This window comes from Helicobacter sp. 'house sparrow 1' (genome assembly GCF_900199585.1).
GTDB lineage: Bacteria > Campylobacterota > Campylobacteria > Campylobacterales > Helicobacteraceae > Helicobacter_H.
Window position 1 is genome coordinate 41,635 of sequence record NZ_FZQY01000004.1, and the last position, 12,527, is coordinate 54,161.

Here is a 12,527-nt window from a genome sequence, read left to right on the forward strand (position 1 = left end):
TCATACCATTTTATTTCGAGTTTAATTTAACAAAGTTCTTGTAGTAGGAAACAAACATTTCTTGCATAAATCCTCAATAGCCCTATGATTTCTAAATCCTTCTTTTATTTTTCTTGCCCTATCAGTGCTTAAAACTTCTTCCAAACTATCATCCCATAAGCTCCCTAGGGCAATATCTCCTTGGGTATCCATACAACAAGGAACCACTATTCCATTTGAGAGGATGCCCACCTGATCTTTTAGTGCATGGCAGACTTTATAATCTTGTAAGGCTTCTTTTTTCACACTAGGCCATTCAAAAGTCTTGGTAATATTTAAAAAAATATATTCTTCTAACTTTATTCTCTCAAATGCTTTTAAATTCCTTGGAATCTCCTTATTAAAAAATTTAAAAATATCTTGAAGTGGCAACAGATTTAATGTAGTATCTTGGATTCTTAGGTTGATAAAAACCTTACTAGGATAGCTCATTTTAAATGCACAAAAATCCAAAATTTTTTGTAGATAATCAGGATGTTTTTTATTATTTTTATCAAACCCTGCATCCAGAGAAAAAGCGATTTGATGTATAGGAGGTTGGATTAAAAAATCTTTGGATTTTAAATAAAAGCCACTTGTAACTAAATCCACAGACAAATTTGCATTCTTTAGGATTTCTAAATACTCTTGCAAATTCTTGATTCTGCAAGGATCTCCCAAAATGTGCAAGCAAACATACTTACATTTTCCCCGTATTTGATCTACTATTTTTATAAAAAGCTCTTTTGACATTTCTCCCCGTATACCCTTTTGGCTAGGACAGAAACTGCACTTAAGACCACAAATATCACTGAGTTCAATATAAATCTTTTTAAAATACATAAAAATCCAAAAATTTGATAAAAAAATAAGTAAGTTTAGAATATTATCAAGTTTCTAGAGACAAAAATTACAATAAGGAATTTTAGGATAGTTTTATGAAAAAAAATCTTTTAATGATGCCTGGACCAACGCCAGTTCCCAACTTCTTATTAAAAGAAATTGCAAAAGATCCAATACCACACCGGAGCACAGAATTTATCACTCTATTAAAAGAAGTATATGAGAATCTCAAATATGTTTTTCAAACCCAAAATGATATTTTTATCTATGCATCTAGTGGAACTGGTGCAATGTGTGCTGCATTAGAAAATATCTTAAATCCAAATGACAGAATCTTGTGTCTTGTAATGGGTAGCTTTAGTCAAAGATGGGTTGATATTGCAAAAATGAGAGGCGCACAAGTGGATATCATTTCTTGCCCATTAGGAAAGAATATTAATCCCACGCTCTTACAAGAGCATTTAAACAAAAATGCACCCTATAAAGTAATCACGCTTACACACAATGAAACATCAACAGGAGCCGCAAATAATCTACAAGTTCTTTGTCCTATTATCAAAGAATCTGGTGCTTTATGTGTGGTGGATGGGATCTCAAGTATCTGTGCAATGCCTTGTAAAATGGATGAGTTGGGGATTGATATTCTTATATCTGGCTCTCAAAAAGGCTTTATGTTACCTGCAGGATTATCTTTTCTTGCTCTTAGTCAAAAAGCCTTTCAAATGCATCAAGAGTGCATCCATCCGAGTTTTTACTTTAATTTTTCACTCTATAAAGATGCTCTAAAAACGCACTCCACTCCTTTTACTCCATCCATTAATCTTATTTTTGGGCTTTATTATGCCTTGCAGTTTATCAAACAAAAAAAGCTTGAAACACTTCATATGGAGCATAAGCAACGCACTTTAGCACTTAGGAGAAGTTTTAGAGCTTTGGGGCTAGATCTTGTCGTTCCAGATGATGCAGATGCAGGCTATGCACTTACTGCGATATTTCCTCCTAAAAACATTCAGGCAAACACTCTAAGAGAAATATTAAAAAACCAATATAAAATCCTTGTAGCTGATGGACAAAACGAACTAAAAAATAAAATTATCCGCATTGGAACCTTGGGGTATATTAATAACAAGAATCTAATCTTTTTTACTCAAGCACTAGAAAACACATTGTATCAATTAGGCTATAAGTTTAAACCAAACATAGGGACAAAAACCCTAATAAAAGCTTTGGGTCTAGAAAAATAAAGCTTCCTTAAAGCTTAAGTCCTATTTAAGATCTGCCCAACTATCACCTATATTGACGCCACATTTTAATGGAACCTCTAGTTGATAGATATGATTCATAATATATTCAATTTCCCTACCAACTTCTATAGCCTCGTGTTCTGGAACTTCAAAAATCAATTCATCATGCACTTGTAAAAGCATTTTTATGGTTTTGTTTTGATACTTTTTATAAATTTCTAACATAGAAAGCTTAATCAAATCCGCTGTGCTTCCTTGAAAAATAGAATTGATTCCCTCGCGCAAGTAATTGCTCTTTATAAACTCTGTAATACCTTGAAAATTAAAATATCTTCTATGTCCCAATAGTGTTTGAGAATAACCATTTTGCAAAATCAATTCTTTTTGAGTATCTAAAAAATTTTTTACAGTGGGAAATAAAGCAAAATAGCGCTCAATATACTCTCTTGCCTCTGCCATTTTAATTTTAAGTGTTTGAGACAGCTTTTTTGCTCCCATTCCATAAATAAGTCCAAAATTAATGCTTTTTGCAATTTGACGCTTACTTTGTGCTTCATCCTTTGTAAAAATCATCTCAGCCGTTTTTAAGTGGATATCTAAATCTTGCCTAAACCCCTCTATCAACTTTTCATCTTTTGAAAAATGTGCAAGAAGCCTAAGCTCAATTTGCGAGTAATCTACACTTAATAGTTTTTTGCCTTTTGTTGCAACAAAACCTCTTCGTATCTCTCTTCCCAAATCACTTCTTACAGGAATGTTTTGCAAATTTGGAGATTTTGAGCTAAGCCTACCTGTGGTAGTGCCTGTTTGTAAAAAAGAGGTGTGTATCTTGTTTTCACTTGTTTTTAGCTTCAAAATTGGTTCTACATAAGTATTTTTAAGCTTAAAGAGTTCTCTATATTGCATAATACAAGGAACAATAGGATGGTCATTATAAATTTCCTCCAATGTTTGCTCATCGGTGCTATAACCACCCTTAATCTGTCTTACTGTCCTTAGTTTTAGGTTATTAAACAAGACTTCAGAAAGTTGCTTGGGTGAGTTAAGGTTAAAAATTTGATTTGCGTGGGTAAAGATTTCCCCCTCTTTTTGTGAAATTTTTGAGCCCAATTCAATCCTTAATTTTTCAAACCACTCCACATCAATTGCGATTCCATCAGCTTCCATATTGTGTAAAATTTTTATAAAAGGATATTCTAAGTTTTCAGCCAACTCCAACAAAAAATCTAGTTTTTTTTCCTCTATAACAGCCAAGAGTTTGAAATAAAGCTGATAGGTTGCCACAGCATCTTCACTTGCATACTCACTAGCCCTCTTTAGATCCACATCACTAAATACTTTCCCCTTTTCAACAACATCTTCAAAAGGGATCATTTTGTGAGAAAATAAACGCTCCATCATTGCATCTAAACCAACAATGCTAGCACTATCAATGAGCCATCCTAAAATCATTGTATCTTTAAGATTTTTTGGAAAATTGAGTGCAAAGTTTGAGTGGATTGCTAAAAGATCAAACTTAATATTATGGCCCACCACTTGATGAGAAAAAATTTTCTCAATCACTTTTTTTGCACATTCTAAACCAATTTGTTCTTCAACTCCCAAATAATTGTGTGCAATTGGAACATAATATCCATTTATTCCATCAAAACAGAAGCTAAAACCCACAACCTTGGAATGTAGAGCATCCAAAGAATCTGTTTCACTATCAAATGCAACAATTGCATCTTCTGGAATCTTTTCTATAATTTCAAGAAGCTCTTTCTCATCAGTTATAAGATTAGCTTTAAAATTAAATTCTGATTGTGAAGGAGGAATATAGCCAATCCCTCCTATGCCCTTTGCGCGTATTGTTTTAATTGAAACTGTAATAGGCAGTTTCTTTATTCTTTGTAAGAGTTTATAAAATTCATAATATTCAAAATCATCTACAATTTTTTCTAAGGGATTTTGACTGGGCAATTTTGCACAAGAAAAGTCAAATGTCTCAAACAAATCTTTTTTTAATGTTACAAGTTCTTTACTCAAATAAGCACTTTCTTTATTTTCCCTAATATTTTGAGCAATCTTCTTGCTCACCACCGTATCTAGGGAATCTAAATTTGCATAAATTGTATCAAGATCACCAAAATGCCTTATAAGTTTTTGTGCTGTTGTAGGACCTATCCCATTGATACCTGGAACATTATCGCTGCTATCACCCACCAAACTCTGATACTCAATAAAATCCTTAGGATAGACTCCAAATTTTGAAAAACATTGCTCTTCTTTTATCTGTACCTTTTTTATAGGATCAAATAAACAAATATGCTCATTAATAAGCTGGTATAAATCCTTATCATGACTCCAAATCTCTACATTAAAGCCCTGCTCAATTGCCTTCTTACTTAAAGAGGCGATCACATCATCTGCTTCATATCCATCAACACTTACACTTGCCAATCCCATTTTTTCAATCCATCCCATAGCAATAGGAAGTTGCAAGGTTAAATCTTGGGGCAACTCATGGCGTGTTGCTTTATACTGGGGATAGATCTGCTTGCGGTGATTAGTTTTCCCCTCAAGTGCAAAAATCACATAATCAATGCTACGATCCTTATAAACATTCATTAAAAGATTTGCAAATCCCATTAAAAGACCTGTTGGGAACCCTTCTTTATTTTTCAAGGGAGGAAGGGCATAGAAACTGCGAAATAAAAAACCAAAAGTATCAACTAATACTATTGATTGCAATCTTGCATCTTTTCAATAAAAATAAACTGGTGATCGCTTGGTAGTGCCTCAAAAACAGCTCTTGAAAGCTCCCTAATCTCCCAAAGTGCTGACCTTGAACTTCTTAATTCTAAAAAATTTTGCAGACTTCTTGCATTCACGCTCCACGCTAATTCTGTTTTGTAGCTCTCTGGCAATGCATATTTTGCAATATCATTTGAGATTCCACTTAAAAGCAGACATCGCAATTTCTCAAGTGCAAAAATAGAGGCCTCATCCACTAAATCATTATGAGTAAAAACTAAAAACTTACTAGCTCTATTCTTGTTTTCTTCACTAATTGGCAAAAAAGTCTCTTGATCTTTTAGCTCTTTTAATGTATAGCGCGTAGATTTAACACTCAAACTTGCTATTCTATGACGCGCAAGTTCTTGCAAACAAGATCTGCTAATATCTTGAATATAAAAATTATAATACAAATGCTCTAAAGTACTAGAATGCTTATTCTTGTTACCAACCCTATCAATGAGTGCCATATCTTTTTCCCCGCCATTATCGCTTTTATCAAAACTTTGCCAACAGGTACGAATAGACAAGGAACAAATCTCTATTGGGGTATAATGCCTCAAAGTTACTTTCATTTAAACAACCTTAGTCTTTTTAATCAAAAAATTATACTAGCCAATTTTTAATCATTTTATAGTTTCATATACAAACAAGATTCTATATTTTTACTACAATTCAAAGACTTATAAAAAACAATAAACAAAATCATTTTTAGCATTTTTGATTCTATTTTTTCATCCCCTTATTTCTTCCCCCTAAAGCTCATCATCTCTATATTTTTTCAATATGCAATTATTTATGGCATTTCTTTTACTTTATCTTGGTCTCTTACATTGCTTGATTGCAAAACCCTATGATCTTAATCGCATCTCTTATAAATCTTTTTACACAAATATCCCATTTGCTATCTCACAAAATCCTAAAAAATTAATCCCAGAGAGTGATTACAACAACATTTTATCTTTTATTCTTTTCTTAAATAGATTACCCAATAAACCAGCTTAATGTTTTATTTTCTAAATTAAGCATAGGCTCTGTTTATTTATTTAATCCCATCCTACAAGCTTCTAATCCTAGCAATCTCATCTCTAATTCTAGCAGCCTCTTCAAAATCCAGTTTTTTAGAAGCCTCTAGCATCTTTTTATGGAGCTCTTTTATAATACTTTCTCTCTCAGCCTTTGGAATCTTATTCTTCTTAGAAGCCTTGTCATAAAGGTTTGCACTAGATTCTAATTTAAGCTCTTCTTCAAGGTTTCTTACTACAGTTTTTGGAGTAATTCCATATTTTTTATTGTGGTCTTGTTGTTTTTTACGACGATAATCTGTAATGTCCATCGCTCTTTGCATACTTTGAGTAATTTTTTTTGCATACAAGAGCACCTTACCATTTACATTTCTAGCAGCTCTTCCCATCGTTTGGATAAGGCTTGTCTCACTTCTTAAAAAACCTTCTTTATCTGCATCCATAATTGCTACCAAACTCACTTCTGGAAGATCTAATCCTTCTCTTAAAAGATTGATTCCTACCAAAACATCAAACTCCCCAAGTCTTAATAATCTAATAAGATGATTTCTCTCAATTGCATCAATTTCACTATGCATATATTGAATCCTAATGCCTAGCTCTGCATAGTATTTGCTTAACTCTTCTGCCATTTTTTTAGTCAAAGTGGTAATCAATACGCGTTCTTTCCTTGAAACTACTTGCTTAATTTCATCAAAAAGATCTTGAACCTGATTATCGCTATCCCTCACTTCATAAACTGGATCTAAAAGCCCTGTGGGTCTTATAATTTGCTCTGCAATATTTTCCCCACTAAGATCTAATTCTCTTTGTGATGGAGTTGCAGATACGAATAAAAAATGTGGAGCCTTTTGGATAAATTCTTCAAACTGCAAAGGGCGATTATCTAGGGCACTAGGAAGTCTAAAGCCATATTCTACAAGCACTTCTTTCCTGCTTCTATCACCCGCATACATACCACCAAACTGCGGTAAAGAAACGTGAGATTCATCTACAATAACCAAATAGGGTTTCTTTTTTTGCTCAAAATAATCCAATAAAGAATAGGGAGTTTCTCCTTCTTTTTTTCCCGTAAGATGTCTGGCATAATTCTCAATCCCCTTGCAAATACCACTTGCTTGTATCATTTCTAAATCAAACTCTGTGCGAGACTTTAAACGATTGTATTCAATCATTTTTTTTTCTTTTTCAAAAAAACTCAATCTTTGACTTAACTCATCCTCAATATTTTTTATTGCAATCTTTTGGCGGTCATATCCTACAATAAATTGATTTGCAGCATATATGACATAACTTTGTAGTTTTTTTACCTCTTTCCTCTCAATGCTATCAAATAAAGCAATACGATCAATCTCATTACCAAAAAACTCAATCCTTACAAACTCAAGCTCATTGTATGCAGGAAAAATATCTACACATTCTCCACTTACCCTAAAATTACCTCTCTCAAAAAAATTATCATTGCGCGTATATCCCATATCTACAAGTTTCAATAAAAAATCTTTATAGTTATGACTTGCTCCAACTTCAACTTTTTCTATCATTTGTAGATATTCTTGTGGATTTCCTAAACCATAATTAGCAGAAACAGATGCCACAACAATTACATCATCATATGCTAGGAGCGATGTTGTTGCGCTAAGTCTTAGTCTTTCTAAATCCTCATTGATACTAGAATCTTTTTCTATAAACAAATCCCTCCTTGGAATATAAGCCTCTGGCTGATAATAATCAAAGTGTGAGATAAAATATTCTACATGATTACTAGGAAAAAAGCCCTTAAATTCACTGTAGAGTTGGGCGCACAAAGTTTTATTATGACTCATAATCAATGTGGGCATATTAAGTTTTGCAATAATATTTGCCATTGTATAAGTTTTTCCGCTACCTGTAACTCCTATTAAAGTTTGATAACGATGGTTTTCTTGTATGCTTTTTACAAGTTTATCAATTGCCTGGCCTTGATCACCTGCTGGCTTATAAGATGAGTTTAAGATAAATTTTGACATTTAATCTCCAAAAAATAAACTTTCAATTATACAGCCTAACCTAAAAGTTTAAGGCCAATTACAGAAGCAATGATAATAAACAAGCAAATGCCCTTGAGCCAAGTTATATTTTCTTTAAAAAACAAGGATGCCATAAATACCCCTCCTATAGTTCCTATTCCTGTCCATACCGCGTATGCTACACTTATTTCAATTTCTCTCATTGCTAAAGAAAGAAATCCCAAAGAAATCCCAAAGATACTCATCATACACAAAAACCAAATGATTGAACTTATGCCTTTTTTCATTGAAGTCTTTTTCATCACAAAAATAGAGAGAATCTCAAAAAAACCTGCAATAACTAGATAAATCCAACTCATTTTGCATCCCTACTAAGTAACTTAAGCCCCATAACTCCGCAAAGTAGTGTAATAATCAAAACTAATTTTTTTAAAGAAAAATTATTGATCCACATATCAATACAAGTCAAAAGCCCTGCCCCAAGTCCCACAAATATTGTATATACAATGCTTACTTCCATTTTTTTACAAGCTTGTATAAGACAAAGAGAAGAAGATAGGACACAAAGAGCAATGCCTATTATTTCCCAAATATTTTGAGTTGTGTATTTAAGACCCAATGCCCATAAAATTTCAAATGCCACTCCAAGTAAAATCCAAACCATTTTTTCTCCTTAAAAAAAAGCGTAATTCTATATAATTTTTTAATAAAAAATCTAAAATCTAAAGCCCCTCAAAAATTCCCATAATTTTCCGCAACTCTCTTTAGAATAATAAGTATTTTTAAAAAAATTGATATACTAGAAAAACTAAAAACATGATAGGAAAAAGGGAATGCTACTTGAAAAACTAAATCAAAAAATTGATGAGCTTTTACAGATTATCCAAGAGCAAAAAAATGAGCTTCAATCACTCCGACTAAAGGTTACAACCCTCACTACACAAAATGAAGAAAAGGATCGTCAAATCTCTCAGCTTTATGAGCAAATTGCACAAAAAGATTCTGAAATACAAAAAATTTATGAGAAAATCCAAGAAAATCTACAAAATGGATAGCAAGGTCATTATCAATTTAGAGCACAAGCATTTTGAACTGGACCTAGAAATGTTTGACATAGAAGCAAAAAAAGAAATTTTTGCAACTTTTCACAATAAACATATGAAAGCAGAGGAACTTTTGAGGCTTTATCTTCAAAAGATTCAAAAAGAACATATGCAAAATGCTCAAATTCAAAATATTCTTAAAAAAATTACACTTTAATGTTTTATTACCTCATTGCTCTTTTAAAATCAAATGCGCCCTTATTAACCTATGCATCAAAAGAGGAATTGTCAGATTATGAGATTGTATCTTTAGATTTTAAAAATAAGCAAAAGATAGGCATTGTAATAAAAAAAGTAGAACCCCCCTCTTTTGAGTGCAAAGAAGCAAAAAAAACCCATCTTTGCTTTACACAGCTACAAATAAAGCTTGCAAATTTTATTGCTCAATATTATTGTTCAAGCTATGGTGAGACTTTTGGAATCTTTTACCCCAAAGAGGCACAACAAAATGCCACCACTCTATCGCATTATAATCCCAATCTTCAAGAGCTCAATAAAGATCAAAAAGAGGTATTTAATTTTTGCAAAAATAAAAACTTTTCTTTGCTTTTTGGAGATACGGGTAGCGGGAAAACTGAAATTTATTTTCATCTTATAGATTCTATCTTGCAACAAAATAAACAGATTCTTTTTTTAATGCCTGAAATCTCCCTAACACCTCAAACAGAAAAAAGACTAAAAAATACCTTTGGGGATATTATAGGAATCTGGCATAGCAAGATTTCTACCAAAAAAAAACAAGAGATTTTAAAAAACCTAAATAATGGTCAAATTAGGATTATTGCAGGGGCTAGAAGTGCGCTTTTTTTACCTCTGGAGCATTTAGGTTTAATTATTGTGGATGAGGAACATGATGATGCCTATAAGTCCCAAAGCAGACCTCGATATAATGCAAAAGATCTTTGTATTTTTTTAGCAAAACATACAAAGATCAAGGTTGTTTTAGGATCAGCAACTCCAAGTCTTCAAAGCTATCATCTTGCAAAAAAAGAGCAAGCAATTGCAAGAATTAAAGGAACCTTTCATAAGACAAAAAAAGAAATTTTGTTTGATAGCTCTCAAGATATTTTAAGTCAAAAATTACTCCAACTCCTTAAAGAAAGTCTGGATAAAAAAGAACAAGTCATTGTATTTGTTCCAACTAGGGCAAATTTTAAAACCCTGCTTTGTAGTCAATGTGGAAACACCATAACTTGTAAAAACTGCAGTGTTGCAATGAGCTTGCATCATAAAAAAAATATGATGCTTTGTCATTATTGTAATTTCTCTAGCCCTATTACAGAAAAATGTCCTGCTTGCAACTCTACTGCACTCACTTCAAAAAGACTAGGAACTGCTCAGCTTCTCTTAGAACTTCAAGAAATCTTTCCACAGGCAAAAATTGATATTTTTGATAAAGACCACACAAGCACAAATAAAAAACTCAAAAAGATTCTTCAACAATTTAAAAATCAAGAAACTGATATTTTAATTGGAACTCAAATGATTAGCAAAGGACATGATTTCCACAATGTCAATCTAGCTGTTATTTTAGAGATTGATTATATTTTAAAAAGTCCTGATTTTAGATGCAATGAAAAAGCCCTAAGCCTTATTTATCAGGTTTCTGGAAGAAGTGGCAGAAAAGAAAATGGAAGGGTTTTAATCCAAAGCTTTAACGCTCCTTTTTTAAAATCTCAAATTTTTGATTATCAAGACTTTTTAGAATATGAATTAGAAAATAGGATGGATTATTACCCTCCATTTGTAAAATTAATTCTTCTACACTTTGAGGACAAAAAGGAAACAATAGCTCAACAAAATATGCAAGAGATTCTCTCAAAACTTTCATCTAGTTTTTTTGAAATCGTAGGTTATGGAAAATCAGGAATAGAAAAGGTAGCAAATATCTATCGCTACCACATTTTAATCCGCACCAATCAACCCATAAAAACCATTAAATTTTTACAACATCTTTTTGAAAAATATAAAAATTTTGAAATTGATGTTGATCCTATTGATCTCTCCTAAATTTCTGGTATTTTCAATCATAAGACACTGGTTTTTCGCATTTTTTATTTTATAATTTTGAATGTAAATCTCATTATCGGAGTTTTTTTTATGAAAAAAAGTTTATTTAGAAAAATACATATTTATGCAAGTGTATTTTTTTTACCAATGGCTATTATATTCTCTTTGACAGGGGTTTTATATATCTTTGGTATTGATCAAAACTACAAATTGGAGCAAAAAAAATATGAAATAATTCAAAAAGAACCTGTTGAAAATTTACAAAAATTTGTGCTTGATTTTTTAGTAGAAAATAATATTCCCCTACCAAGCAACACAGAACTAAAAAATGGAAAAAGAGGTATGAGTATGGGTAGTACAAAATACTTCATTAGCATAGAGCAAAAACCAAATCAAATTACTATCCAAACTAATAAGCGTAGTTTTTATGGCAACTTGATGATGCTACATAAAGCAAAGGTTGGAAAAGCTTTTCAAATCTTTAGCATTATTTTTGGAATTGCACTATTAGTTTTTTATTTTAGTGGTTTCATTATCACTTCTTGGTGCAAACAACATCGAAAGGAAAGTGTCATTTTTTTAATTTTAGGAATCTTAGTTACAAGCATTCTTGGATATATTAGTGTTTAACCATCAGCCTCTCTAAAGAGGCTTTTAAAACTTTGCATAAGTAAAACCTACAGTAAAAAACATATTGTTTTTTATATCTGCAGCCTGATCAACTAATGTTGCAAAAAATGGAATGGAGCATCTGATATGAACCGCATAAAAATCTCTAAATATAAGCCTTAAACCGATATTTGCTCTCATATCAAAGCTAAATGCAGTGGAAGAAAGTTTCAAACTATAAGAGCCATCAACACTATTAAGCATTTGATTGTAATGAATCACATCAAAACCAAGACCAAGTCCCGCAATAAATCCCACTCCAAAATTATCACTATTATAAGCATTCATCACAGCATTAGTATTGAGTGTTGAGGTAATCATAAAGCCTGTAAATTTATTTTCAAGATAACTTGATGCCATCTTGGTATTTAAAACCTTATCGTGGATATAGCCAAATTCATAATAATATTCTAATCCAAAGTAACGATTCCACATTGTCATCGCACCAATTTGCGCATTTAGGTTAAAGGAATTATGAGAAGGAAAATCAAAATATAACCCCAAATCTTTTCCTTTTGGTTTTGAATTTACAAATCCAAGTCCTATACCAGCTAAAAGTCCTGTGCGTTTTATGTCTTTATTTGGTTGTGAAAAAACTTTACTAGGGATTTTGATATTTTCTTGTGGATTTTTATTTTGTGATGGAATCTCTTGATTATTTTTTAGATTCTGAAGCTTTTGTCTGAGTTCTTCATTTTTAATTTGTAATTCTAAAGCCTTATTTTGTGCCTCTAAGTCCTGTAAGGAAGAAGCTAGTAAATACCCCCCCCCCATAGGCCTAGTAATAATACTATTTTTTGCATTTTTTCTCCTTTCTTAAAAAAGTAG

At 32.0% G+C, this 12,527-nt stretch carries 12 protein-coding genes; 5 read left to right on the forward strand and 7 right to left on the reverse strand.

The features are described from left to right. Positions 1-21: 21 nt before the first annotated feature. A complete protein-coding gene (locus C6H31_RS00605; protein ID WP_104696879.1) occupies positions 22-861 on the reverse strand; it encodes a radical SAM/SPASM domain-containing protein in 840 nt (279 codons plus the stop codon). A 95-nt stretch (positions 862-956) separates the two neighbouring features. Between C6H31_RS00605 and C6H31_RS00610 the strand changes: the two genes are divergently transcribed. Beyond that, the gene (locus C6H31_RS00610; protein WP_104696880.1) at positions 957-2,105 is read left to right on the forward strand and encodes a pyridoxal-phosphate-dependent aminotransferase family protein; all 1,149 of its coding nucleotides are present in this window, start codon (positions 957-959) and stop codon (positions 2,103-2,105) included. A gap of 21 nt (positions 2,106-2,126) precedes the next feature. On the opposite strand, the gene polA is transcribed toward C6H31_RS00610, so the two are convergent. From polA to C6H31_RS00640, 5 genes are all read right to left on the reverse strand, one after another. After that, positions 2,127-4,838, reverse strand: a complete 2,712-nt coding sequence (polA, locus tag C6H31_RS00615) for a DNA polymerase I (RefSeq protein ID WP_104696881.1) — start codon at positions 4,836-4,838, stop codon at positions 2,127-2,129. Beyond that, positions 4,826-5,458 carry an FAD-dependent thymidylate synthase gene (thyX, locus tag C6H31_RS00620; RefSeq protein WP_104696882.1) on the reverse strand — a complete coding sequence of 211 codons (633 nt, stop codon included), beginning with the start codon at positions 5,456-5,458 and terminating at the stop codon, positions 4,826-4,828. Before thyX ends, polA begins: the two co-directional genes overlap by 13 nt. Positions 5,459-5,940: 482 nt before the next feature. After that, positions 5,941-7,917 carry an excinuclease ABC subunit UvrB gene (gene uvrB, locus C6H31_RS00630; RefSeq protein ID WP_104696884.1) on the reverse strand — a complete coding sequence of 659 codons (1,977 nt, stop codon included), beginning with the start codon at positions 7,915-7,917 and terminating at the stop codon, positions 5,941-5,943. Between the two features lie 35 nt (positions 7,918-7,952). Then, complete coding sequence (locus C6H31_RS00635; protein WP_104696885.1) at positions 7,953-8,276, reverse strand: DMT family transporter; 324 nt, start codon at positions 8,274-8,276, stop codon at positions 7,953-7,955. Continuing rightward, a complete protein-coding gene (locus C6H31_RS00640) occupies positions 8,273-8,581 on the reverse strand; it encodes a DMT family transporter (RefSeq protein WP_104696886.1) in 309 nt (102 codons plus the stop codon). The genes C6H31_RS00635 and C6H31_RS00640 overlap by 4 nt, the downstream gene beginning before the upstream one ends. Positions 8,582-8,750: 169 nt before the next feature. On the opposite strand from C6H31_RS00640, the gene C6H31_RS00645 reads away from it, so the two are divergent. The 4 genes from C6H31_RS00645 (at position 8,751) to C6H31_RS00660 (ending at position 11,660) form a co-directional block, all read left to right on the forward strand. Beyond that, complete coding sequence (locus C6H31_RS00645; RefSeq protein ID WP_104696887.1) at positions 8,751-8,972, forward strand: DUF904 domain-containing protein; 222 nt, start codon at positions 8,751-8,753, stop codon at positions 8,970-8,972. Beyond that, on the forward strand, positions 8,965-9,177 hold the full coding sequence (locus C6H31_RS00650) for a hypothetical protein (RefSeq protein WP_104696888.1): 213 nt from the start codon (positions 8,965-8,967) through the stop codon (positions 9,175-9,177). Before C6H31_RS00645 ends, C6H31_RS00650 begins: the two co-directional genes overlap by 8 nt. Then, positions 9,177-11,030, forward strand: a complete 1,854-nt coding sequence (locus tag C6H31_RS00655; protein WP_104696889.1) for a primosomal protein N' — start codon at positions 9,177-9,179, stop codon at positions 11,028-11,030. The genes C6H31_RS00650 and C6H31_RS00655 overlap by 1 nt, the downstream gene beginning before the upstream one ends. A 90-nt stretch (positions 11,031-11,120) precedes the next feature. Beyond that, on the forward strand, positions 11,121-11,660 hold the full coding sequence (locus C6H31_RS00660; protein ID WP_104696890.1) for a PepSY-associated TM helix domain-containing protein: 540 nt from the start codon (positions 11,121-11,123) through the stop codon (positions 11,658-11,660). Positions 11,661-11,684: 24 nt separating this feature from the next. On the opposite strand, the gene C6H31_RS00665 is transcribed toward C6H31_RS00660, so the two are convergent. Continuing rightward, entirely contained in the window at positions 11,685-12,473 is a 789-nt protein-coding gene (locus C6H31_RS00665; RefSeq protein WP_104696891.1) for an outer membrane beta-barrel protein, read from the reverse strand. Positions 12,474-12,527: the final 54 nt, after the last annotated feature.

What these genes read in the sequence shown, in the direction of transcription:
- C6H31_RS00655 (WP_104696889.1), top strand. Translation starts at nt 9,177, where the DNA reads ATGTTTTATTACCTCATTGCTCTTTTAAAATCAAATGCGCCCTTATTA.
- C6H31_RS00605 (WP_104696879.1), bottom strand. Translation starts at nt 861, where the DNA reads ATGTATTTTAAAAAGATTTATATTGAACTCAGTGATATTTGTGGTCTT.
- thyX (WP_104696882.1), bottom strand. Translation starts at nt 5,458, where the DNA reads ATGAAAGTAACTTTGAGGCATTATACCCCAATAGAGATTTGTTCCTTG.
- C6H31_RS00640 (WP_104696886.1), bottom strand. Translation starts at nt 8,581, where the DNA reads ATGGTTTGGATTTTACTTGGAGTGGCATTTGAAATTTTATGGGCATTG.
- C6H31_RS00660 (WP_104696890.1), top strand. Translation starts at nt 11,121, where the DNA reads ATGAAAAAAAGTTTATTTAGAAAAATACATATTTATGCAAGTGTATTT.
- C6H31_RS00610 (WP_104696880.1), top strand. Translation starts at nt 957, where the DNA reads ATGAAAAAAAATCTTTTAATGATGCCTGGACCAACGCCAGTTCCCAAC.
- C6H31_RS00650 (WP_104696888.1), top strand. Translation starts at nt 8,965, where the DNA reads ATGGATAGCAAGGTCATTATCAATTTAGAGCACAAGCATTTTGAACTG.
- C6H31_RS00665 (WP_104696891.1), bottom strand. Translation starts at nt 12,473, where the DNA reads ATGGGGGGGGGGTATTTACTAGCTTCTTCCTTACAGGACTTAGAGGCA.
- uvrB (WP_104696884.1), bottom strand. Translation starts at nt 7,917, where the DNA reads ATGTCAAAATTTATCTTAAACTCATCTTATAAGCCAGCAGGTGATCAA.
- C6H31_RS00635 (WP_104696885.1), bottom strand. Translation starts at nt 8,276, where the DNA reads ATGAGTTGGATTTATCTAGTTATTGCAGGTTTTTTTGAGATTCTCTCT.
- C6H31_RS00645 (WP_104696887.1), top strand. Translation starts at nt 8,751, where the DNA reads ATGCTACTTGAAAAACTAAATCAAAAAATTGATGAGCTTTTACAGATT.